18 protein-coding genes are annotated in these 26,290 nt (G+C 27.6%); 2 read left to right on the top strand and 16 right to left on the bottom strand.

Features of this window, described 5'->3' with window-relative positions:
• Positions 1-4 precede the first annotated feature (4 nt).
• The 7 genes from KGF48_RS05475 to KGF48_RS05445 form a co-directional block, all read right to left on the bottom strand.
• Positions 5-1,015, bottom strand: coding sequence for an electron transfer flavoprotein subunit alpha/FixB family protein (locus KGF48_RS05475; RefSeq protein WP_227827018.1), 1,011 nt, complete (start codon positions 1,013-1,015; stop codon positions 5-7).
• A gap of 18 nt (positions 1,016-1,033) precedes the next feature.
• The gene (locus KGF48_RS05470; protein ID WP_227827017.1) at positions 1,034-1,816 is read right to left on the bottom strand and encodes an electron transfer flavoprotein subunit beta/FixA family protein; all 783 of its coding nucleotides are present in this window, start codon (positions 1,814-1,816) and stop codon (positions 1,034-1,036) included.
• Positions 1,817-1,872: 56 nt separating this feature from the next.
• On the bottom strand, positions 1,873-3,009 hold the full coding sequence (locus tag KGF48_RS05465) for an acyl-CoA dehydrogenase (RefSeq protein ID WP_227827016.1): 1,137 nt from the start codon (positions 3,007-3,009) through the stop codon (positions 1,873-1,875).
• 694 nt (positions 3,010-3,703) lie between these two features.
• Positions 3,704-4,171: a YbaK/EbsC family protein gene (locus tag KGF48_RS05460; protein ID WP_227827015.1), complete on the bottom strand. Its 468-nt coding sequence runs from the start codon at positions 4,169-4,171 to the stop codon at positions 3,704-3,706.
• A gap of 85 nt (positions 4,172-4,256) precedes the next feature.
• On the bottom strand, positions 4,257-4,799 hold the full coding sequence (locus tag KGF48_RS05455) for a hypothetical protein (RefSeq protein ID WP_227827014.1): 543 nt from the start codon (positions 4,797-4,799) through the stop codon (positions 4,257-4,259).
• A gap of 35 nt (positions 4,800-4,834) precedes the next feature.
• Complete coding sequence (locus KGF48_RS05450; protein ID WP_227839100.1) at positions 4,835-5,530, bottom strand: ABC-2 transporter permease; 696 nt, start codon at positions 5,528-5,530, stop codon at positions 4,835-4,837.
• On the bottom strand, positions 5,530-6,390 hold the full coding sequence (locus tag KGF48_RS05445) for an ABC transporter ATP-binding protein (protein WP_227839101.1): 861 nt from the start codon (positions 6,388-6,390) through the stop codon (positions 5,530-5,532). Before KGF48_RS05445 ends, KGF48_RS05450 begins: the two co-directional genes overlap by 1 nt.
• Before the next feature lie 136 nt (positions 6,391-6,526).
• Here KGF48_RS05445 and KGF48_RS05440 point away from each other — a divergent pair, with 136 nt between their 5' ends.
• Complete coding sequence (locus KGF48_RS05440; RefSeq protein WP_227434012.1) at positions 6,527-7,327, top strand: NAD(+)/NADH kinase; 801 nt, start codon at positions 6,527-6,529, stop codon at positions 7,325-7,327.
• Between the two features lie 23 nt (positions 7,328-7,350).
• Positions 7,351-7,917: a phosphodiesterase gene (gene yfcE, locus KGF48_RS05435; RefSeq protein ID WP_227434011.1), complete on the top strand. Its 567-nt coding sequence runs from the start codon at positions 7,351-7,353 to the stop codon at positions 7,915-7,917.
• A 319-nt stretch (positions 7,918-8,236) separates the two neighbouring features.
• Here the strand turns inward: yfcE and KGF48_RS05430 are convergent, their stop codons facing one another.
• The 9 genes from KGF48_RS05430 to KGF48_RS05390 form a co-directional block, all read right to left on the bottom strand.
• Entirely contained in the window at positions 8,237-9,289 is a 1,053-nt protein-coding gene (locus tag KGF48_RS05430; protein ID WP_227839102.1) for a cell wall-binding repeat-containing protein, read from the bottom strand.
• Positions 9,290-9,499: 210 nt separating this feature from the next.
• Positions 9,500-10,726, bottom strand: a complete 1,227-nt coding sequence (pepT, locus tag KGF48_RS05425; RefSeq protein WP_227839103.1) for a peptidase T — start codon at positions 10,724-10,726, stop codon at positions 9,500-9,502.
• An 88-nt stretch (positions 10,727-10,814) separates the two neighbouring features.
• Complete coding sequence (gene ytvI / locus KGF48_RS05420; protein WP_227839104.1) at positions 10,815-11,867, bottom strand: sporulation integral membrane protein YtvI; 1,053 nt, start codon at positions 11,865-11,867, stop codon at positions 10,815-10,817.
• 150 nt (positions 11,868-12,017) lie between these two features.
• Positions 12,018-13,271, bottom strand: coding sequence for a hemolysin family protein (locus tag KGF48_RS05415; RefSeq protein WP_227839105.1), 1,254 nt, complete (start codon positions 13,269-13,271; stop codon positions 12,018-12,020).
• 132 nt (positions 13,272-13,403) lie between these two features.
• A complete protein-coding gene (locus KGF48_RS05410) occupies positions 13,404-16,931 on the bottom strand; it encodes an AAA family ATPase (protein WP_227839106.1) in 3,528 nt (1,175 codons plus the stop codon).
• Complete coding sequence (locus tag KGF48_RS05405; RefSeq protein WP_227839107.1) at positions 16,918-18,129, bottom strand: exonuclease SbcCD subunit D; 1,212 nt, start codon at positions 18,127-18,129, stop codon at positions 16,918-16,920. Before KGF48_RS05405 ends, KGF48_RS05410 begins: the two co-directional genes overlap by 14 nt.
• 45 nt (positions 18,130-18,174) lie before the next feature.
• On the bottom strand, positions 18,175-22,002 hold the full coding sequence (addA, locus tag KGF48_RS05400; RefSeq protein WP_227839108.1) for a helicase-exonuclease AddAB subunit AddA: 3,828 nt from the start codon (positions 22,000-22,002) through the stop codon (positions 18,175-18,177).
• The gene (addB, locus tag KGF48_RS05395) at positions 22,002-25,469 is read right to left on the bottom strand and encodes a helicase-exonuclease AddAB subunit AddB (RefSeq protein ID WP_227867815.1); all 3,468 of its coding nucleotides are present in this window, start codon (positions 25,467-25,469) and stop codon (positions 22,002-22,004) included. Before addB ends, addA begins: the two co-directional genes overlap by 1 nt.
• Entirely contained in the window at positions 25,459-26,289 is an 831-nt protein-coding gene (locus tag KGF48_RS05390) for a PD-(D/E)XK nuclease family protein (protein ID WP_227867814.1), read from the bottom strand. The genes addB and KGF48_RS05390 overlap by 11 nt, the downstream gene beginning before the upstream one ends.
• Between the last annotated feature and the right edge of the window lies 1 nt (position 26,290).

Genomic DNA, 26,290 nt, shown 5'->3' with positions numbered 1-26,290 from the left:
GAAATTAGTTAGCTAAAACTTCACCTTTTTCTTTTGCAACACTTAATTGACTTATAAGTTCTGGAAGTACTTTGTGAACATCTCCAACTATACCAACATCAGCATATTTAAATATTGGAGCTTCTGGGTTTTTGTTTATAGCAACTATAAACTCAGCATCTTCCATACCAGCTATATGTTGTATTGCTCCAGATATACCACATGCTATATAAAGGTCTGGTCTTACAGTTTTACCAGTTTGACCTACTTGTCTTGCTTTATCTAACCATCCTGCATCTATAGTTGCACGAGAACCAGAAACTTCTCCACCTATAATTTCAGCTAATTCATAAAGTATGTCTAAATTTTCTTTTCCGCCCATTCCACGTCCAGCAGAAACTAATATTTTAGCATCTTCTATTTTAACTTGTTTTTTAGCTTCTTTTATTATTTCTACAACTTGAACTAATTTATCAGCTTCAGTAAATTCTACTTTAAAACGATTAATTACAGCTTCTCTAGTTTCATCAACTTCATTTTTCTTCATAACTCCTGGTCTAACTGTAGACATTTGAGGTCTGAAATCTTTACAAACTATTGTTGCCATTATATTTCCACCAAAAGCAGGTCTTGTCATTAATAATAATTTTGTATCTTCAGCTACTGCAAGTCCTGTGCAGTCAGCAGTAAGTCCTGTATGTACTCTAGCAGATACTCTAGGTGCTAAGTCTCTACCTATTGAAGTTGCACCAAATAATACAACTATTGGGTCAGCTGCTTTTATTGCTTCATATGCAGCTTTTGTATATGGTTCAGTTGTATACACTGCTAAAGCTTCATCATCTACTACTATTACTTCATCAGCTCCATAATGTGCTAATGTATCTATTAAATCTTCTACCTTACTACCTAAAAGTAATGCAGAAACTTTTGTATCATAATCTTTGGCTATTTCTGTTGCCTTTCCTAATAATTCTAAAGAAACAGTTTGAATTACATTTTCTCTTTGTTCTATTACTACTAAAACGTTACCCATTCTTTATCCCCCCTTAAATTATATGATATACTTCTCTTTTAATTTATCTATTACAATTCCAGCTGATGTTTTTGCATCTTCATTGTATATTGTTCCAGCTGGTTTAACTGATTTTGTAAATGATTTAAATACACTAGTTGGAGAACCTTTAAGACCTAAGTTAGAAGGGTCAACTTCTATATCTTTTACAGTCCATGTTTCTACTACATCATTTTCGAAAGCATCATATATTCTTCCAACTTTCATGTATCTTGGTGTGTTCATATCTTTAAGAGTTGTTATAAGGCATGGCATTTTAACTTTTAAGTCATGACAACAATCTTCAAATTGTCTTTTTACTAACACATATTCGCCTTCAGTTTTTATTTCTTCAGCATATGTTATTGATGGAAGTTTTAAATGTTCAGCTATTTGAGGTCCAACTTGTGCAGTATCACCATCTATAGCTTGTCTTCCAGCTATTATAATATCAAAATCTATATTTTTTAATGCTCCTGCTAATGCTGATGAAGTTGCCCAAGTATCAGCACCTGCAAAAGCTCTGTCTGTTAATAATATTCCTCTATCTGCACCCATTGCTAAAGCTTCTTTTAAAGCCATATCTGCTTGAGGAGGTCCCATTGTTATTACAGTTACATGAGCTCCCATTTCTTCTTTTAATCTTATAGCTTCTTCTAAACCTGCTTTATCATCAGGGTTTATTATACTTGGTACTCCATCTCTAATTAAAGTACCTGTATTAGGATCTAGTTTAACTTCTGTTGTATCTGGAACTTGTTTTATACAAACGACTATCTTCATAAATCCTTCCTCCATATCTATTTTAATATCGACCTATTGTGTATATTTTAATATCTCTATTTTAATAATTTTCCTGAAATAACCATTCTTTGAACTTCACTAGTTCCTTCATATATTTCAGTTATCTTAGCATCTCTCATCATTCTTTCTACTGGATAATCACGAGTGTATCCATATCCACCATGAAGTTGTACAGCTTTTGTAGTAACTTCCATAGCTGTTTCTGCTGCAAATAATTTTGCCATTGCTGCTTCTACTCCATAAGGTTTTCCTAAGTCTTTATTTATAGCTGCTTGATATACAAGATGTCTAGCCGCTTGTATTCTAACTTCCATATCAGCTAATTGGAATTGTGTATTTTGGAATTTTGATAATGGTCTACCAAATTGTACTCTTTCTTTTACATATTTAACTGTTTCATCAAGAGCACCTTGTGCTAAACCTAAAGCTTGTGCTGCGATACCAATTCTACCACCATCAAGAGTAGACATTGCTATCTTAAATCCTTGGCCTTCTTTTCCAAGTAAATTTTCTTTAGGTATTCTACAGTCTTCAAATATTAATTCACTAGTAGCTGAACCTCTTATACCCATTTTCTTTTCTTTAACACCAAAGCTAAATCCAGGAGTTCCTTTTTCAACTATAAATGCTGAAATTCCTCTATTACCTTTAGCTTTATCAGTCATTGCCATTACTACGTATATATCTCCAGCGATTGCATTTGTTATAAATATTTTTGAGCCATTAAGTATGTATTCATCTCCATCTAAAACAGCAGTAGTTTGTTGTCCAGACGCATCTGTACCAGCATTAGGTTCAGTAAGACCAAATGCTCCTAATTTTTCCCCACTTGCTAATGGTCTTAAGAATTTTTGTTTTTGTTCTTCATTACCATATTGATATATAGGCCATGAACCAAGAGATGTATGAGCTGATAATATAACTCCTGTAGTACCACAAACTCTAGACAATTCTTCAACTGCCATTATATAACCTACAGTGTCTCCACCTTCTCCGCCATATTCTTTTGGATATGGTATACCCATCATTCCTGCTTTTGCCATTTTTTCCACTGTTTCATAAGGAAATCTTTCTTCTTCATCAAGTTCTGTTGCTAAAGGTTTAACTTCATTTTCAGCGAAGCTTACATATAACTCTTTAAGCATCTGATATTTTTTAGAATTTAAATCCATAATAGCCTCCTCAGTATTTTATAAATATTTTATTTTCATTTATTAATTAAAATCTCGGCAACATCTATAATAAAGTATTTGAGTATACGTCGAGAAATTTATAACCTTAATTAAAGTCCGCCCTATATTTATATGCAATTATATTAACCGATTATGATATTAATTTAATTATAAATTGTTAATTTAAAATCAACTTCGCTTAAAAAAAATCTCGCTTTTTGGAATTTTGTGAAATTTCAAGCTATAATAAGACTTCTCTCACAATGGCTATAGATAAAATAATTTGTTTATGATATTAATTCTAGGGTATATCAATAGTAAATGTTCTGTATATTAGTATTTCAACCCATATATAAATTTTTTCTATCATATCAAAATTATTTTAATAGAGCTAAATAATCATATTTTTTGTGATTATTTTTGTTTTTTAAATATCTTACATCTATAATAGTATCACTCAAAGGATAATTTTTCAATAATTTCTAATTATTTTTTTAACAATATTTACTACATTTTTTCCATATTTTTGTCATTTTTTTATTATTTTGAAGAAAAATCAGAATTTTTTAACTTTATTTTGGATTATTAGTTTAAATTAGATTTTCCTCTTAGATTTATAAATATTTTCCACATAAAAATATCCCCACACAGATTGTATACAGGGATATTTTTTTACTAATTTTCACTATATTTTTTACCAATTTTTACAAACATCTACCCATTTCTCACACTTAGAAAACTTCTCCATTTCATCACATGTAAGTTCTATTGCTGAATTACTGCTCCCACATGCAGGAAATACTGTATCAAATCTCTTCATTGAATCATCTAGATATACTTTTAAAGGCTTTTTTAAACCAAATGGACAAACACCACCAATAGCATGTCCAGTAAAGTCTAGAACTTCTTCTGGTGCTAACATTTTAGCTTTACAACTAAACTCATCCTTGTATTTTTTATTATCAATCTTAGCATCTCCAGCTGTAACAATTAAAATTGCATCCTCTCCTATTTTAAATGAAAGAGTCTTAGCGATTCTAGCTGGAATAACTCCCGCCGCTTCTGCCGCAAGTTCTACAGTAGCACTGGATTGTTCAAACTCTAGTATGCTATCTTCCCTTCCAAATTCTTTAAAGTACTCTCTTACATTGCTTATTGACATTGAACACCCTCCCAATCTGAATATTTATAAATTTCATACTATTTTAATTATATATGTAATAACTTTATTTTTCAATTTTTTCAAATTACTCCATAACATTAGAATTCCATACATCATTATTTTTTCCAACTACTAGATATAAACCTTTTGCGATAGGTATTTCCACAGTAAATTCGCCCTTATATTCTACACTCATACCAGAGTCATTAAAATACCTATAATCAAAGTTTAACCCCTTTGGAATCACAAAATCGACATAGCCTTGATTATTCGACTTTATCCCATAGTTTAAGGTTTTTTCAGTTATAGAATTTTTTTCATTAAACAAATCTATATTTACATAATAAGAGCATTTATTCTCTCCTTTTTTACTCTCTATACAATTCTCAAATCTCATTTTTGCACTGTTTAACCTATAACTGTATTTACTGTTATTACTTATTTTGAATCTTATTACAGTACCAATTTCTTCACTTCTTCTGCTATCAAAATCAAAAACAATTTCCTCTAAATGATTTATTTCATAATCTTTGACACTTACCATATCTCTATATGCTAATTTATTTATAGCTATGAATAGTGTAAAAACTCCCAAAATAAAAATTGAAACTTTTATGAACTTATTCATTTCTAATCTCCTTATATTTTACGCTATAATATTAATTAAAAACTTTTATAATTAAACTTATTTTTTTTTGAAATCTTAATAGAGAAATACATAGATATTATAAAAATTATTATAGTCAAAAACGTCACACTGTATAGATTTATATATCTAGTATTAGTCATATCAGTAATATAATTTGAAAGGTATACGCCTCCTACCTTACTATAATTAACATGCTTTACTTGATATACTATCATACTAACCATTCTTAAAAGACTCCCATATACAAAATAAATTAAAATACTTATTATTAATCCACAAATTTTCATTTTCCCATATCCAAATTTAAAAAACAAAGGAAGTACTATTGATAAAATTGCTAAAAATATATTTATAGAAAAGAATACATCATTTAAAACCATGCTTCTAAAAAACACTAATGATGTCAATTTACTTATTAAAGATACAATTGTTGTTATAAAAATTATTAATCCCACACCTAATAAGTACTTTGAATACACTATATCTTCGATACTAACTGGCATACTTCTTATAAATATTCTCGAATCACTTTCATAATCACATTCAAATGTATTTACAAAAATTAAATAACCTATGACAACACTTACTGTATAATACGAAATTGAGTTAAGGAAAAAATAAAAAACAAAAAACAGCAATATGTACTTTAAATTACGAACACCATCTGAACTAATTCCTATTATTAAATCTTTTTTTATCAAATTGAACATTATTTCACCTCATTTATATAATAATACATTAGTTCTTCTATAGTAGGATTTTTAACTTTATGCTTATCAATTTCTATCAATAAGCTTTTTACTTTTAAGTTATCTCCAACTTTCAGTAGTGCTTCACTATAATATTTATACTCTTTTACACCAACTATATTTTCTTTAATTTCTTCTAATTCTGCTTTATTTGCCCTAATTATTTTATACTCCTGCTCTAACATATCTTTCTTTATTGTAAAAATCTGATTTCCTTTATTTATAAAAATAAGATAATCCGCAATCCTAATTAAATTATCAGTATTGTGAGTTGAAATTATTACACTACTATTTCCATTTTTCACAAAATCTTTTAGATACTGCATTATTTCTTTTCTTACAATTGGGTCTATTCCAGCAGTTGGTTCATCCAGAATAAGTAGTTTTGCATTATGGCTAAGTGCATTTGCTAGCATAAGCTTCTCAGATTGTCCTTTGGATAAATTCTTAATATGTATATTTTCTTCTATCTCAAATTTTTCAAGATATTCATCAAATCTTTCTCTATCAAAATTACTATAAAATAAAGATACTATTCTTCTAAACTCTTTCACCTTCAAATGCGGATAAAATTGTAAAGAATCATATACAAAACCAATATTGTTTTTAAAACTTACTGGAGAATTGTTAATTGTTTCATTACAAAGTTCAATTTCACCCTCATCAGCATCAATAATGCCCATTATAATTTTTATTAAAGTTGTCTTTCCAGAACCATTTGGTCCTATAACTCCAATAATATCTCCTTCTTTTAATTCCAAGTTTATATTATTTAATTTAAATTTACCTAATTTTTTTGTGATATTCTTTACCTTAAACACGTCTTCACCTCTTATATAATTTTTTATACCCCCTATACATATTTTAACACATTCACAACAAGCTAGGTCATTTATAAATTTATAAATTAAGAATTATAAAACTATGTTATAATACAAAGTATGAAGAGGTGAATATATGAAAAGAATTATAACTATAAATGCAAACCAATTAAATAAGTCCCTTGAGACTAAAGAACTCTTAACTAGAAAACTTGTCAATGCTGGCTTTGAGGTGTATTCAGATATTTATCCAGATACAGAACTTATTATATCAATTGGCGGTGATGGCTCTTTTTTAAGAACAGTTAGAGATTTCGATTTTCCTGAAATTCCCATAATGGGTATAAATACAGGACATCTGGGATTTTTTCCTGATATTTTACCAGATAAGATTGATAGCTTTATTGAAGCTTATATAAAAAAGGATTATATTATTCAAGAAATGTCACTTCTTAATGCTGAAGTATATACAACTACTAGCGGTTCTAACATGCTTGCTGTAAATGAAGTTGTTATAAGAGGAGACAAGTCTAGAACTATACATCTTAATCTAAGCCTTGATGATAAACATATACAAAATTTTAGTGGAGATGGTATGATTATTTCTACTTCCACAGGTTCAACCGCCTACAACTATTCTGCTGGCGGTAGTATTGTTGATATAAAACTTGAACTTATGCAGATTACACCTTTACATCCAATAAACACTAATGCATATAGATGTTTTACATCAAGTATAATATGTTCAAATGAATCTGTTATAAAGATTGCACCAGAATACAGATTTGAAGATTCATTGTTGATTGTTGTTGATGGTGTTGAGCACAGATTTAGACAAATCGAAAATATAAAAGTTAGCATGTCTGATGCAAAAATAAAATTACTTAGGATGTCAAATTACGAGTTTTGGCATAGAGTATCTGAAAAATTTTTATAGACTGCACTTAGGAGGATTTTAATATGAAAATAGGAATAATGAGTGATACTCATGGTAGTTTACTTTACTTTGAAAAAGCATTAAATGTATTATCTGATTGTGATATTCTCTTACATGGAGGAGATGTCTTATATCATGGTCCTAGAAATGATATTCCAGAAGGATATAATCCTAAAAAATTTATAGAAGTGTTAAACAAATTAGAAAATATTATAATTGTTAAAGGTAACTGTGATGCAGATGTCGACCAGATGGTAATAGAACATCCTATCCAAAGTCCTTATGTCATGAGCCAATTTGGAGAAATTAGGATTATATTAAATCATGGTTATACAGAAACAGAAGAAGAAATTATTGATAAATCAAAGAAAATGGGTGCTGACATATTAGTTTTAGGACATACTCATGTAAAGAAACTATATATGGATGATAATTTAATAGTTATAAATCCAGGAAGTACTTCTATCCCCAAAGATGGAAGCCATTCTGTAGCAATTATAGATATTATAAAAACTGATGATGAAGATGAGCTTGAACTTGATATCAATTTAATCGATATTAATACTGGAAATATAATCAATATTAACTAAATGTAGTATTCCATAAGAATGTATGAAAAACATTAAAGGTTAATACTTAAAACATATATAGTAAATTTAATTGAAAAGAAAAATATATTATAGATAGACACTTCACATTGAGGTGTCTTTTCTATATCATTAGAAAACTGTATAACCTACTGTATTGTAAAGTATCTATTAGCACAAAAACAAGTAAACTAAGCTATTTGCAACTTAATTAGAATTTCAAATACATCAATTCAAACTTCTAATTAAACATAACTTAGTTTACTTATCTTTATTATATAATATTACTAATTATTGAACATAATATTACTAATTGATAAAACTACTGTAATCCTAATGCTTCTGTGTAAGGATTACTATTTTTTCCTCCACCAACTTGTACAAATTTATCTGCTTTTACTTTCTTTATAAAACTTTGTTGTCCATTACTTAGACTTCCACTTGCAAGAATGACAGGTGACTTTGTTTTTGCCGCCAATACTCCAGCAGCAAGCCCATCAACTAAATCAGCTTCTCTACCACTTCCATCCTTTGCAAAATACATATTACTAACCTTACTTAATTTTCCATAAAATTTTTCTAAAACTTTAGCATTTGTATCTTTTCTATCTGTTCCAGCTAGTCTTTCTGAATTTACTAGTTGTCCCTCAAGTTTTTTGCTTATATTATATTCTCCACCTATTATGTATGTCTCATTTGAATTTTGTGTTATAAAACTTTTAGCCTCACTTCTTATACTATCTTTACTTGCATATATTATAGCCATATTATCACTTGCAGCTGGACTTGATATAGAAGTTGCATCTGCTAGACCATTATATCCATTAACTACTGCTATTTTTGAAACGCCTAAATCTCCTGTATCATCCAATTGTTTAGTAAGAAGCAAAGAAGTTTCTTCTCTGTCTGCTCCTCCAATTCTACTTACTAAAATACCTGTATCTTCAAGATATTTTTTTACACTTGATGAGATTGCTCCTTCACTTCCAATTAAAATAATTTCTTCAGGATTAAGTCTTGTTATCTCATCTTCTACATTTTCTGGTACATTATTTTTATTAGTAAGTAGTATTGGAGCATCCAATTTACTTGCTAAAGGAGTTGAAGCTAGTGCATCTGGTAATGAATTTGAATTTACTAGAAAAACCCTTTCTGAACCATTATTCCATCCACTTTGAGATATTTTTATAGCTGTATCAAATCTATCTTCCCCAATTAACTTTTCTCCCTTTGGAGATTTTCTATTTTGAATATAGCTATTCATATTTTCCTGCGAATTTTGATTCTTGCTAGTTGTATCTGCATATACACAGCTATGCATTACAAGCCCTAATACAAGTGCAAATACCATTATTTTTTTAGATTTAATTTTCAATATAATTCCCCCTTATTTAAAATATTAATACTTATTGTTACTCTGCAATACTTATTTATACCCCAAAGTGAATATAATTACCTTTTATCAAAATAATTATAAAAATAGCTACATCATCTTAAATACAAAACAAGCTTACAATCAGTTTGTTTTATAAAGAATGATATAGCTATTATAACTTTAAACTCTTAATTTTTGAATACTTTTTAACTAAACTCTTTCAGCATATTTTTCAGCTATTCTTATAACTAATTTAGTAGCTTTCTCCATAGAACTAACTGGAATACATTCATTTTTACCATGGAAGTTTAATCCTCCAGTAAATATATTTGGACAAGGTAATCCTTCAAATGATAGTCTTGCACCATCAGTACCACCTCTTACAGGAACTAAACGTGGCTTTATACCTACCTCTTCCATTGCCTCTTTGGCTATATCAACGATGAACATAACTGGCTCAATCTTTTCTTTCATATTATAATAAGAATCTTTTAAGTCTAATTCCACTCTATTATCATATTTCTTATTTATTTTCTCTATATTTTCTATCATTATAGATTTTCTTTGTTCAAATTTTTCTCTACAATGGTCTCTAATAATATAAGCCATGCTTACAGTTTCAACATTTCCATTTATAGTATTTAGATGCCAAAAACCTTCATAACCTTCTGTTGTTTCTGGTCTTTCATCTGCTGGGAACATTTCTGAGATTTCAGATGCTATATGTATAGCATTGACCATTTTATTCTTAGCTGAACCTGGATGAACGTTTCTACCATGTATAGTAATAGTTGCATTTGCTGCATTAAAGTTTTCACATTCAAGTTCTCCAACTACTCCTCCATCTAAAGTATATGCATATTTTGCTCCAAATTTTTCAACATCAAATAGATTTGCACCTCTTCCAATTTCCTCATCAGGTGTAAATCCTATTTTTATATCTCCATGCTTAATTTCGGGGTGATTGATTAAATATTCTATTGCAGTTACTATCTCAGCTATTCCAGCTTTATCATCAGAACCAAGTAAAGTTGTTCCATCAGTAACTATTAAATCATCTCCTTTAAATTCTACTAATTCTGGAGAATCTTTTACATATGTAACAACATTTAATTCTTCATTTAAAACTATATCTTTTCCATCATAATTTTTTATTATTCTTGGTTTAATATCTTTTCCACTTATATCTTCAATTGTATCCAAGTGTGATATAAATCCTATAGTATCTACACCTTCAACATTTCCTTTTAAAGTAGCCATTACATAACTGTTTTCATCTAAACTTACTTCATCAATGCCAATTGATTTTAACTCTTCAACTATATACTCAGCTAAAACTCTTTGACCTTCTGAAGATGGACAATTTTCACATTGAGAATTCGATGTTGTATCAAATGATACATATTTTAAAAATCTTTCTACTACTTTTTGTTTCATGCATATACCTTCTTTCTTACAATATTAATGGAATTTTTATTTATTAGTGAATAAAATTTTACTACAAAAATATCTTAATTATTTATAGCTAAAAGATATCCACCTTCTTAAGTATATCATGCATACATACCAAACCCAAACAAAAAATTACTCCTATTATTCCCTTTACCTGAATTCCAATAAAAATTGCAGCCAATGTTGCTAATGGACTTAACCCAACATTTACTGATACTAATTTTGGTTCAAGTATTTCTCTTATTAGAGATAAAACAAAAAATATTATAGTCATGCTTACAGCTATAAAATAATTTTTTATAAGAAAATAGTACACGATTATTGGAAGATATATTGTTATTATTCCTAAAAATGGAATTAAGTCCATTAAAGCTCCTACAAAAGCTACTATCAGACCATATTTTAATCTAAATATAGCGAAACTTCCCCATATCGCAAAAAAAGTTATAGCCATAAGTATTGTATAAGCTCTTATATATCCTACAAGAGAAAGACCTGCTTCCTTCTTTACATTCTTTACCTTTTTTCTGACATCAACAGTAAACATATTATAGAAATTATTTTCAATTTTATCTAAATCTTTTGCTATAAAATATGTAGCAATAAACAAAGTAATTATAAATATTATAATATATGGAATAGAAGTAGCCAGTCCAAGTATACTTGTAAGGAGATTTTTTGTAATATGCATTACTTCATTACTAAACTTACTTACTAATTGTTCTATATCAAAATTAGCTATTTCTTGAAATGATTTCATATAGGTATTTACTTTATTTAAAAAATACATAATTGTATTGCTTATATCTTCAGGGTTGGTAGATATATTATTTAGAAATCCCATTAATTCTTTCACTGAATTTATTACGATTATTGTAGTAACTGTACTTACTACTGCTACTGCAAGAAAACTCAAAACTAATGTAGACACACCCTTATTAATGTTAAACTTATTTTCTAATTTTTGTGATATAGGATTAATCATAAGAGCTATTATTCCACCTAAAAAAAATGGAGCTATGTATGGAAATGCTTTATAAATAAAAATAAACAACAATGTGTATATACAAAAAAAGATAGTGTTATTTTTTAATTTGTATAAAAAATCATTTTCTAATATGTTCATCTTAAAAATCTCCTTCCTTCTAATTTATATTTCTATTTTGTCCATTTCATACTAGTTTTATTTGAATATAAAATAAAAATAAGTGCATTAAATATAGAATTTAAATTCTACATTCAATGCACTTATAATAAATTTAAGAACATTATTACATTATGTATATATTCTTATTTTTTTGATTCTATTTTTTTCTATACTTTCTATACAAAATCTTATATTATCAACTTCAATTACTTCATTTTCTTCTGGCAATCTGCTTAAGTGTCCAATTATAAACCCACCTATAGAATCAAATTCTTCAGATTCTAAGTTTACACCTATAAGTTCATTAACATCACCAATTTTAGTACTTCCATCTACAATATACTCATCTTCTTTTATAACTTGTATTTCATCATCTTCTTCATCATATTCATCTTCTATATCACCAACAATTACTTCTACTAAATCTTCTATAGTCAAAAGCCCAGATGTCCCACCATACTCATCTACAACTATAGCCATTTGACTTTTTTCAAGTTTCATCTCTTCAAGAAGCTGTGTTATCTTTTTAAACTCATATGTGAAAAATGGTTCTCTCATATAATTTTTAATATCAAATGACTCTATTTGCTCATCTGATAAAAATATAATATCTTTTATATTAAGTATTCCTACAATATCATCTATAGTTTCTTCATATACAGGCATTCTACTTAGTTTTTCTTCTTTAAATACTTGTATGATTTCATCGTAACTATCTTCCATATCTATAGCTACCATATCTATTCTCTGTATCATTGCGTTTTTGGCTTGCATATCTCCAAATTCAAATACATTATTTATGATTTCTCTTTCTTCCATTTCAAGGACGCCTTCTTCATGGCTTACATTTACCATAGTTTTTAATTCTTCTTCAGTTATAAATGACTTGGCTCCTTTATGTGTTATACCAAACAATTTAAATATAACGTTCGTAATTATATTAAATACCCATACTACTGGTCTTAATACAAATATAATTACTCTTATAGGCTTAGATACCAAAAGCGAAACCTTTTCTGAGTTACTTGCTGCTATTGTCTTTGGAGTAATTTCACCAAATATTAACACTAGTACTGTCATAACAGCTGTAGCAAGTGCTACTCCTTTTTCTCCCATCAACCCTATAAACAGTGACGTTGATATGGATGTTGCTGCTATATTTACAACGTTATTTCCAACTAATATAGAACTTAAAAGTTTATTTGGGCTTTCTATTAATGAACTTACTAACTTAGCTCCTTTGACTCCTTCATCTTGCATATATCTAATTCTGATTTTACTTAAAGACATTAAAGCTGTCTCTGATGCTGAGAAAAATGCAGACCCCATAAGTAATACTACTAAAATTATAATCTGGACCAAACTATTGGGCGATTCCAACACTTACCACACTCCTACTTACTTGTTTTTTTATATTGATATTAATTATAAATAAATTTAATATTAGTTTTAATTATATCACAATTATATATTTTTTGGAAATGTTAGATAATATATTCAATTAACATATTGTTTCTAACTGTATTCAATTTTTACTTTTGAACCTACTCCAGCTTCACTAGATGAAACCAATAACTTAACAGGAACTCTATTTTTAAGTTCTTCGACATGACTTATTATACCCACACTTAGATTATTACTATGCAATCTTTCCAATGATTCTATAACAATCTCCAAAAGTTCACTATCCAATGAACCAAATCCTTCATCTAAGAAGAAGAATTCCAGCGGTGCACTTCCTTTTAATTGTATTTGAGATGAAAGAGCAAGTGCTAATGATAGTGAAGTTAAAAATGTCTCTCCTCCAGATAGAGTATCAATACTTCTTCTTTCTCCACCATTAAAATTATCTCTCATTACAAAATTGAGTGTTGAGTCAATTTCAAGTGCATATCTTCCTTTAGTTATTCCTTCTAATCTTTTTGATGCTTCTAAAGCTATATACTTTAGCTGATTTGTAGAGACGTATTCTACAAATTTATTTCCTTGTATACATTTATCTAATTCTTCTAACAAATCTACTTTATGTTCAACTAATCTAAGTTCCTTATTAAAATCATTTATCTTATCTAAAGAATCTTTTAATGTTAACAACTTATTTTGATTAGCTCCAATATCTTTGGATATATTTCCTATTTCTACTTTCATATTATAAATATTATCTTTTAATTGTTCAAAGTATTCTTTTTTAATAATTCTTCCATTTAACTTTTCTTTTGATGATTTTATTTTAAACGATAATAACTTTTGTTCTTCTTCATATTCCAATATTTCTTCAATCAATTTTTTTACTTCTTCACCTTCTAATAAAGCTCTTTTTACTGCATATATACTTTCAAACTTATTTTCTGATAGCAGTTTATTTAATATTATTTTTTGCTCTTTATATTGTTCTTTAGCAGTTTTAAGTCTTCCATCTATATTGTGCTTCTCAGCAAGATTTTTTTCATATTCTAACCTCTGTTCTTCTAGCTTTACTTTACTAGACTCCTCTTGTTCTAGTATCTTGCATATACGTTCTTCAACATTATGTAAAAGATTTTTAGCTAAATCACCTTTTGTTATATTAATTACTTCTTTATATTTACTTTCTCTATGCACTTTTTTTTCTACATATAACTCTCTAGCTTTTATTAACTCTAGCTCTATTTCATGTAATTTACTTTCTTGTTCTCTTATTTTAATATCTAATAAATCTCTGTTTTTTAATAAGTTTGAATATCCAGTATTTAATAATTCTAATTTTTTTTCATTTTCTCTTAATTCTTCTACTTTTGATGATAGATTTGAAACTTTAGTGATTGTTTTTAATCCTAAATACTCTTGTTTTAATTTCTTACATTTATGTTCCAGACTTTCAATTTCGATATTTAAATCTTTTATTAATTTCTTATAGTTATTCAAACTTTCGTTTATCTTTAATTCTTCTTTTTCAATTCTATTTTTTTCTTCTTTTGCCAATATTATTTTATTTTCGGTGCTTTCTTTCTCTTTTTCCCACTCTTGAATATTAGACTTAAGTACAGCTAATTTTCTTTGTTCGTCATCAAGTCTTTTAAATAATTGGCTAGATGGAATTTCCCCAAGTTTTCCTTTTACATCTTCCAATTCTTTAGTTTTCATTTTTTCTACAGACACATAACCACTTACTTTAGCATTTAATTCTTCAATATTATGTCTTATGCTTACTTTTTCTTTTTCCAATTTATCTAATTTATCTTTAACAAAAACTATATTTTCATCATAATTAGTTATATTATGATTTTCATGGTGCTTTGAGCCACAAACTGGGCATGGCACATTTTCTTTTAATTCACGTCTAAGCTCAGAAGCCAAATTCAAGTATTTTAGTTCTTCTAACTCTTTTTCAAGGTCTTCTCTATTTTTTCTATTGTTCTCAAGCTTTTCATTTACTAGATTTAACTCTCTCTCAATATTAAATTTATTTTCTAAAACTACTTTTAATTCATCTTGTATATTATTTTTCTTAATTTCATTTTCTTTGGTATTATTTGCCTTATTCCTTAATTCAGTTACATATTCAGATTTTAAAAGCAAATCTTCACTTTTGCCAGGACATTTTTTAAGAAGAACATCTAAATGAAGAGACAAACTTTCTAGGTTACGGTTGATGTCATTTTTGTCTCTATCAATATATCTGACCTTTAAATTTATATCTTCTGTATCCTTAGATATTTCTTCTAGTTTATTTATTTTTTGAGTTTTCTCTTCTAATACTTTATTATAATCTTTCTCATATTCATATGCTAAAAATATTTTTTGTTTTAATTCTGCACTTATATTTACTTTATCTATTTTCCCTTCAATTTCTTTTACAGACTTAATAACTGCTTCTTTTCTAGATTCAGAATCTTTTTTTAGTTTTTCTAACTCCATTTTGTTCTTACTTAAATCAAGACCGTTTTCTTTTAATTCTTTTAATTCCTTATCTAGTAAAACTAATTCTTCTTCTAATTTTATTGCTTGTTGTAACTTTATTTTTTCCTCACTTAACTTAGGAACTTCTTCATTTTTAATTTTACTTATTTTTTCATATCTATGTTTTGTAATTTCAAGTTCTTGATTTAAAATTACTAATTTTTTATCTAATCTATCTACTGTAAAACTATCTTCTTCTATTCTTTTTTCTAAATTTTGAACTGTTCCTATGTATGGGTCCACTTTTCTTGCATTATTATCATTTTCTACAAGATTAGTCTTTTCCTTTATCTCATTGCTTTTTAGGTTGAGTTCATTTTTTCTAAGCTCATTTTTCTCTAGTTTCAATTGTTCCTCATATATTACTTTACTCTCTTCATAAGATTTTTGAGCTAAATCCAAAGTTTTATTTTTCTCTTTTTCTAGTTTTTTTAACTCTATTAGTTCTTGATTGATATCATTATACACTTCTTCTGTAATTCCATCGTATTGACTTAATTTTGATTTCAAGTCTTTTAACTTTTGCAAATGTAAAATTTTTCTCTTTTTTACCTTATCTCCAAGACTTCTTCCATACTTTTCAAGATTGAAAATTCTCTCTAACATATCTCTTCTATCTGCACGTGATAATCTCAAAAACTCATTAAATTTATCTTGTGGCAAAACTACTGACCTCGTAAAATCGTTTGATGTTAGTCCTACAACTTGAGCCACCTTTTCATTTACTTCAACAACTTTATCAGCCAAAACATTTTTTGTATTATCATTTAACACCTCTACTAATCTAGCACCAGAAGTCTTTGTTCCTGTTTTACTTCTTACAATAGTTCTATCTACAATGTATCTTCTTCTTGTATTTTTGCTTCCTATCTCAAATTCATACGATATAATTGCTTTATCACATACACTGTTTATATATTCTTTTGTATTTCTAGATATATTTCCATACATAGCAATAGTTATAGCATCTAAAATTGTAGATTTCCCACTTCCAGTAGTCCCAAATATTCCAAACAAACCTCTTTCAATTAGTTTTTCAAAATCTATAACTTGTTTATCAATATAACTATTAAGTCCAGTCAGTTCTAATCTAATTGGTCTCATCTGTTGATTCACCTTCTTCACTTATTATATCTAGAAATAAATCCATAAGTTCTCCTTTTGGTTCTACACCTCTACTAAAGGAATAAAATTCTTTGAATAATTCTGCCATAGACTTTTCTTTTATATCTACACTTTCTTGTTCATAACAAGATGTTATTATTGGTTTTATCTCTATTATGTCTTTTAATAATTCTTTCATTTTTTTAATTTCACCCTGAGATATTATCTCATCAGTATTTATTTCAAAGTATGACCAGATATCTCTATCTTGATTTTGCTCACATATATCTAAAGCTTCATCTATACCATTACATTTAAATACTTCTATTGGTTTGTAATTGTTAAAATAAACTTCCTCAATATTTGGTTTTTCTCCTGCTTTTATATCCACTATATACGCACCTTTAGTATATGCTCTTTCGTCTTTGCTATATTGAAGTGGAGAGCCAGAATAATATGCATTTAATCGTTCAGAAGCTTTTTGTTGTTTGTGCAAATGTCCTAGTGCAGTATATTGAGCTTTTTCTGGTAAGTCTTTTTTTTCAACCAAAAAGCTTCCTCCTAGTTGTATAGGTCTTTCTGATTCAGTACTCTCTCCACCTATTACAAATATATGTGATACTGCTATATTTATAGTATCACTTCTAAAATTTTCTCCTAAACTTCTAAATATGTCTCCTACTTTTTCAGAGTAAGTCTTTTGCTTTTCCAAATCATCTTCACTTGAAAAAACCTCATTTAATCTTTTTTCACTTGGATAAGGCAATGTAGCAATTACAACACTTTCTCCATTTATATTTAATGTTGTACATCCTTGTATAGCCTCTGTTATCTCAAATTTTTCATACTTAGCTTTTTCTGTAGAACTTGATGGATAACCAAATATAAGTATACCCTGTTCATGTGCTAAAGGTGTTATTGCAGAAAGTCTCTCTGGATTGTCATGATTCCCAGAAATTATTATTACACATCTTTGTCCATTATTAGCAAGTCTTGAAACTGTTTTATAAAACAGTTTTTCAGCTTGTGCTGGTGGATTAGAATTATCATATATATCCCCAGCAATTATTACCATATCAACTTCACTTGATTCTACTATTTTTATGAAGTCTTCACAAAATTTTGCCTGCTCTTCAATTCTAGAATGACCTTCTAGGGATTTCCCTAGATGCCAATCTGATGTATGAATGAATCTCATTTTTCCCCTCCCCTTTATCTTTATGTCTAATTTATATCAAAATAATTAATAACAAACAGCCTCATCAACTCCAAATAAATATATACATTTTTCTTTTACTGATTTTCCAGTTAAAGTTTCAATAACATCTGCATATAAGTCTAATTGTTTTTTATATTTCTCTATTATCTGATTTATATTTTCCTCATTTACAAAATCTGTTTTATAATCTACTAAAACTATCTGATTATCTTCTTCAAAATAAGCATCAACTATACCTCTTAACATGACACTTTCTTTGTCATAAATTTTCTTATCATCATTTTTTATCAATTCTTCATAAATATATATATCTTTCATATTTACTTGTGCATAAATTGCTTTTTCTCTATTTATAAGTTCAGCATTTAACATCCTTTTTCCTATGTTAGATGTAAAAAATTTATATATTTTATAAGGATTTACTATACTAGCTTGCTTTTCTGTTATTATACCCTTTGAAATAAAACTTTTTATTTGCATCTTTATATCATTTATGTTGTTTACCTTCTTTAAATCTAAAACTTCCATAACTAAGTGAATTATTGTACCTCTTTCTGCTCCATTTATTTTTTCTTTTTCTTCATCATTTTGAATAAATAGAGGTTTTTTTAAGGTTATTTTTTGTTCAAATATAGTATTTATCAACTCTTCTTCATAATTATTTTGTATCTTTTTTATTTCTGTAACCGATATACTAGCAGGTTTTTTTGTACTAAATTCATATGGGTATATATAGTTTAACTTTTCTTCTATTTCAGTATAATAATCGCTATCAGGCTCATCTACATCTATTTTTTCAAGAATTTCTTCAATACTTTCTTTTTCTTCATCATTTTTCTTTTGTATTAAAATATCATCCTTATTCCATAACTTTCCATACCATTTTGAATTATGTTCAACATTAAATGGTACATCTAATCCCATATCTTCCAATAAATTAGATAAATCTTTATGTTTTAATACACAAGGCATTATCCAATCTAAGAAATTCTTACTTTTTAGTATTTCATATTGTGATATTGTATCTAAATTTTCAATTCCACTACACCATTTTTTCATGCTATCTTGTACATTTCTAGTAGAGCCTGTTATAATCAGTTTCTCTTTTGCTCTTGTAAATGCAACATATAAGACTCTCATCTCTTCTGATAAATTTTCTATATTTATTTTACTTTTTAGTGCTTCTTTAGCTATACTTGGAAAAGAAATTCGTCTCTCATAGTCCACAAACTGAGGTCCATATCCTAAGTTATGATGATATAAAATACTCTTTTTAAAATCTTGAGTATTGAAATTTTTTCCCATAGCAGAACATATAACTATTGGAAATTCTAGACCTTTACTCTTATGGATACTCATTATTCTAACAACATTTGCATTTTCTCCAAGTGTTTTTGCACCCCCCATATCAGAGCTAGATTTTTTTAATTTTTCTATAAAGTTTACAAAGTTGAATATTCCCTTAAAGCTAGTCTCTTCAAATTGTTTTGCTCTCTCAAAAAGTACTTTCAAGTTAGCTTGTCTTTGACTTCCACCTGGTAATGCTCCAACATAAGCATAATATCCAGTTTTTGTATATAAATACCATATAAATTCATCTGTACTCATGTACATTGATTTCTCTTTAAATTCCTTTAGTTTAATCAGAAAGTCTTTACTTTTATTTATACATTCTTCACTTGGTACAAAATCCGACTTACTTTCATTCTGTGAATCTGTAAATTCATCATACTCTGATGTACTCTCTAAAACTTCATAAAAAGTTTTATCTTTATTTTGAATTCTAATGTCAATTAAATCCTCTGGTGTAAATCCAAATATAGGTGACTTTAACACAGCTATAAGAGGTATATCTTGCATTGGATTATCTATTATCTGAAGTAATGATAGTATTGTTTTTATTTCAATTGTATCAAAATATCCCACTCCAACATCAGCATAAGTAGGTATATCCATATTCATCAACTCATCTGCAAACACAGGTGCCCATGCAGATGTAGCTCTTAAAAGAATCACTATATCCTTAAATTCCACAGGTCTATAGGCATCAATTCCTTTATCATAAACTTTTTGAATCTTTCCATCTTCATTGGCTTTCATTAAATCCTTAATAATCTTTCCAACCATTCTAGCTTCAAGTTGTATGTTGTCTAGTTCTTCATCTTCTTCTACTTCATTTTCTTCATTATTAGCATTATTATCTTTATTGTTTATAATATCATTACTAGGTTTAGTATTTTTTTGTATAAGGTGTATTTCTGTTGCTCCACCAACAATAGAGTTCTCCTCTAAATCTGATTTAAAATCTGCACCCAAATTAAGTCTTTCTTTTTCTGTATATTCAATCTCCCCTATATTCTCATTCATTATATTTTCAAATATATAATTTACAGAGTCTACAACTTCTTCCCTACTTCTAAAGTTTTTATAAAGCATTATCTTTCTGTGAGAACTTCCTTTTTCATCTTTATAGTTATTGTACTTTTGTAAAAACAACTCTGGTTTTGCTTGTCTAAATCTATATATACTTTGCTTTACATCGCCAACCATAAATCTATTTGGAGTCTCTATGTTTGCCACAGTTTTAAGAAGTACTTCTTGTACAAGATTGCTATCTTGATATTCATCTATAAATATTTCATAGAAATTATCTCTATACCCCATAGCTATATCAGAAGGTATGATATTTCCGTTCTCATCTATATTCGTAAGTATATTTAAGGCAAAATGCTCTATATCATTAAAATCTATTATTCCTTTTTCATTTTTCTTATTGCTGTATTCTTCTTCAAATCTCAGAACAATATTAGAGATTGGTTTAACTATATTATAAAGATATTTAATTTCATCTTTAATAGATTCATTATCTTTATTAAACGTAGAATTTATTATACTTTCTAAAGATTTTTTAATTTTGTCTCTTATTGCTTTTGCTTTTTCTTTTGACTCTTTTATATATGAAGGAGCATCTTTTGGTATCCTTTTTATACCTTTGACATAGTTTTCAAAAGACATACTTGACATCTTCTTATATGCCTCATTCCATGATTTATTACATGCTTCTGAAATATCGACCATTCTCTTATATTCAATCGACAGCTTCTCTGTAAAAGTTTCTAGTTCATCTATTGACTTAACTTCTTTTAAGGCCTTTTCCATATTTGAGCAAATTCCATCAATTTCTATTTTTACAGTATCTAATATAGCTCTAGCCCAAATAGATTCTGAAAAATCAAAATCCTCATCAATGTTAAATCTCTCTGCTGAATCAATAAGCCATTTTTTAGGCTCAGGAGAAGCCATTGCAAATGAATATATTCCTAGAATAATATCCTGAACTTCTTTGTCTCCTCCTCTTTCTGCATAACTTTCAACTAAATTTAAGAAACCCTCATCTCTTTCTTCATATAATTTTTCAAATACTTCTTCGATTGCCTCTTGTTTCAAAATAGCACATTCAGTTTGGTCTCCTATTCTAAAATTAGGGTCTAAGTTTATTCTATGAAAGTTCGATTTTATAACATCTAAACAAAATGAGTGTATTGTTGTAATACTTGATTTATTTAATAAAACAAGTTGATTTTGTAAATGCTTATTTTCTGGATTTTCATCTAATGCTTTTCCTATAGCATCACCTATTCTCTCTCTCATTTCTGATGCAGCTGCATTAGTAAATGTAACTACTAATAATTTATCTATATCAATTGGATTTTCTCTACTTGTTATCATTTGAATTATACGTTCAACCAGTACTGCTGTTTTTCCCGACCCCGCAGCAGCTGCAACAAGTAAATTACAGTCTCTACTTTCTATAACTTCTGTTTGCTCTTTTGTCCATTTAGGAGAACTCATCAATCAACATCTCCTTCCATCATTTTTATTATCTCTTCATTGCTCTTATTATTTAAAATTTTATATTTATTATCTTTCATAGTTGAATCAAATTGACATATAGCTGAATAATCACAAAAATCACATGATGTTCCCTCTTTATGTTTATATGGAGATATCTTTATTTCACCACTTAACATTTCTTCACATAAATCCTTTATCGCATGTTTTACATATTTTCTAAGTAACCTAAAATCTTCATAACTTACTGTAGATGTACTTTTACCTACATTTCCATCCTTTGTAAGACCTACTGGTATTACTAAGGAATTTTTTCTTTCTCCATCTATTAATGATTTATCCATCTCTTTTATTATATGAGAATCCTTTACCACAAGCCCCTTCATTCTAAGTTCTTTTAGTATAGCTTCTTGAATTTCAGTATCATCTTTATCTTCATTAAACTTTGCTATTGGATTATTTATTCTACAATATAATATTGCTGCTGGATTTAAATTTATATCTTCTTCTTTTACACTTTCAAGTATTGCATCAAGATACACAAGTAATTGTAATTGTAGACCATAGTATATCTCTGTTAAATTTATAGTTTTATTACCTGATTTATAATCTACTATTCTTATATATTTGTTTTCACCTTCTTCAAATTCATCTACTCTATCTATTTGACCAATTAAATTTACTTCTTCTCCATTATTCAAAACTATTTTTATAGGAGGGTATTTACCATCTTTACCAAATTTAACTTCATAATCTACAGGTTCAAATGAACCTTGTTTTATCTGTTGGCTAATTATATTTATAGCTGTTGTAAGCATATTCTTTAATCTATATGCAAGATATTTATATCTTTCAGAACTATTTAATATATACCCTGGTATCTTTGAGATTATTTCATCAACTATAATACCTACCTTTAGTTCTATATATTCCTCATCAATATCTTTCCACAATAAATTATCTTGTGATAGCTCTTTTGAAAATCTATCTAAAATATTATGAACAAAGGTTCCTAAATCTGGTGGTGTAAATGAATATTCTTTACGCTTCCTAGCTTTAAGACCGTATTGTATAAAATAAGCAAATGGACACTCTGCATATTTTTCAAGCCTAGACACACTAAGAGAATTACTTTTATATAATGACCTTATTTTTTTCTCTTCAATTCTATGAACTTGATTAGTATAACTAAGACCTTTTATAACTTTTTTTGTTATAGAACTATACAGTTCATCCTTTAGATAGTATCTATATATATCTAACCAGATACTATTAATTTCTTCTTTGCTGTACTCATCATTATCGTAGTTTTTTATTACACTTATAAGCTCATTAAATGTAGGTGATTTTACAGTTATTTTTTTAAGTATATCTTCATTAGTTCTTTTATCTTCTTCTATTAAATAACTTTTATTTTCTATATTTGGGAATATCTTCTTTAATCTTGATATAATTATTGAAGGTCTAAGTGTCTTACCTTCATGGTCAGATATAGGATATGTTATAATTAAATTTTCAGATGTTGAAGTAAGAGCTTTATATACTAAAAATTGTTCTTCAAAACTTTTAGTTTTACTATCTATATCAACTTCAATACCTTTATTTCCAAGACTTTCCCTATCATTATCACTTAATATTCCACTATCTTTTGTAATTAAAGGAAATACACCATCAGTAGTTCCTATTAAGTATAAGTATTTTGTATTTGGATTTTTCATTCTATCCACACTACTTACAAGTACTTGGTCTATACTAGGAGGAACTAGCCCTAACTCATACTCATCAAATCCAAGAGTTATTAATTTTATAAATTTTTCTAAGGATATTATTTCTTCACCCATAAGTTCCACCATTTGGTCTAAAACATCCACTACTATATCCCAAACTTGTGAATACTGATTAGCAACGTCAAGTTCTCCTTTATCCTTAAAATTTACTATTAAACTCTCTATCGTTTCTGGCATACTTATATCTAGTAAAAACTCATATATATACTTACAAATTTCTTTTACTCTATTTTTTCCTTTTAGTTTTTCTTGTAAATTTATTATTGGCTCTAATACTCTATTTTTTATCTCATTTATTTTATCTTTTAATTCTAACTCGAACTCACTTTCTTCATTAGAAAGACTTTGTGTTATTCTATAATCCCATTTTTCATCAAACCATTTCTTACCTTTAATTCCATTGGCTAGTACATAATTTTCCAGCAAATTTATATCATCATTATCAATGCCTATAAGACCACTCTTTAAATACCTAAACATAGTTTCATATCCATATCGTCTGTTTTTCATTTCTAAAGCTGAAATAATTAATATGACTATTGGATTACTTTTTGCCTCTCTCTTTTTATCTATAAAGTTAGGTATATTATACTCATTAAATATAGAATGTACCAAAAAATCATATCTATTTAAGTCTCTTGTAGCAAGAGTTATATCTCTATACCTAACATTCTTGTCTCTAACCAAATGTACAATTTCTTTAGCTATTTCTTCTACCTCTGAATATAGATTATTAAATTCTTTTATTTTTATATTTTTAGTTGGATTTATATATGTTTTATATGGATAAGCATTATAAAATTTTTCTAAATGTTGTAACTCTTGAATTTCTTCAAACCTTTTTATAACGCCTGTATTCAAATTTACTTGTGGTAATATTTTTATTCCTTCTTCATTACATAATTGAGTTAATTTTGAATAAGTAAACTTAGTTCTAGAAAATACATCTGTTTTACTATATCCAATATAATTAACATTATCTACAGTCAAAGATATGCTAACATCTTTAGCTTTATTTAATATACTTTTTATAACATTGTATTGATTTGGTGTAAAACCTGTAAACTCATCTATATAAACATAAGCTCCTTCTAAATAGTTACTCAATTCTATTTTGCCTGATAATGAAGTCAACATATCTTGAGCATCTATATAATTTTCATGTAATTTTCCTTCAAAAGAATTATATATCTTACTTATGTCTTTTAATTTTAAACTTAATGTCTCATTTTCTAATTCTCCAGATATGTTTTCTAACATTTCAGGGCTTATATTGTACTGTTTCATTTCTGATATCATATCTGTAATTGAACTTACAAAACCAGATTTTGACTTTGATTTTGAAAATACATTTAACTCTTCACTTACATCTTCTATCGCTCGATACACCATCATTGCTTTTCCACTAGAATTTATATTTACATCTGTTAATCCTCCTGTTTGAGAAAAAACTATGTTACTCAGTGTTTTAAAACTAAGTACTCTAACTCTTAAATACTTGTCCTTTTCTCCTCCTAAAAATAGCTTGCTTACTCTATTTTCAGCTTCAAATGTATACTGTTCTGGAACTAAAAGTATAACAGATGTCATTTCATTTTTTTGAGATTCTTTTTTAATTTCATCTAATATATATGTAGATTTTCCACTTCCACATCTACCTAATATAAACCTAAGTCCCATAAATTTCCGCCTCCAAAATACTATAATCTATTTCTTTGCCATTGCATAATTTATTAAATTCACAATACTTACAATGACTTTTATTTCTATAGCACATACGTTCTTCTTTATTATATACCTTTTCTATATTATTGTATAGATTGTGTTCGTATGTATGTTCTTCATAATTAGTACTTTTTATCATGTTTATATAGCTTTGAATTTTATTTCTATTTGTCTCATGTTTTTCTTCATTATATGAGATATTAATTGGCAAATCATCAAATTCAGGTTGGTAATATTTCATACTTATATCTTTAACATTTACTTCTATTTTTAAAACTTTCGGAATAACTTCTTTTGCCAAAAACATATAAACTATTGTTTGAATCCTACTTTCTACATTTTTATGGTTAATCTTTTTAGATTCAGTTTTCCAGTCCCATACCTCTATATTTCCTTTTCCAATTACAATTAAATCATACTTTGCTTGTAATATGTCCCCATTTAAATTCATCCTTACTTCATATTCTGGTAAATATATTTTTTCTTTTTTGATGGGAACAATTTTTTTTATATTATCAATCCATTTTAAAAATCTTTTACTATTTTTGTCATCTTCATTAAAATAGATTCCAAGTGGTATATTACTAAAGTATCTTTCACAAATTAAATGAAAGTCTCTTCCAGTTTTTAAACTATCATAATACTCTCTACTACCTATATCATCATTTTTCCAATTTATTTTATCAATATACTTATACTTAAATTTTAGTGGGCATGACTTATATGTGTTAATTGAATTTTGACTATAAGAAAAATATTTTAATTTATCATTCAAT

Source organism: Clostridioides sp. ZZV15-6388 (assembly GCF_020657755.1).
GTDB lineage: Bacteria > Bacillota > Clostridia > Peptostreptococcales > Peptostreptococcaceae > Clostridioides.
The sequence above is the reverse complement of the archived record's forward strand: the minus strand, read 5'-3'. Positions and strand labels throughout refer to the sequence as shown.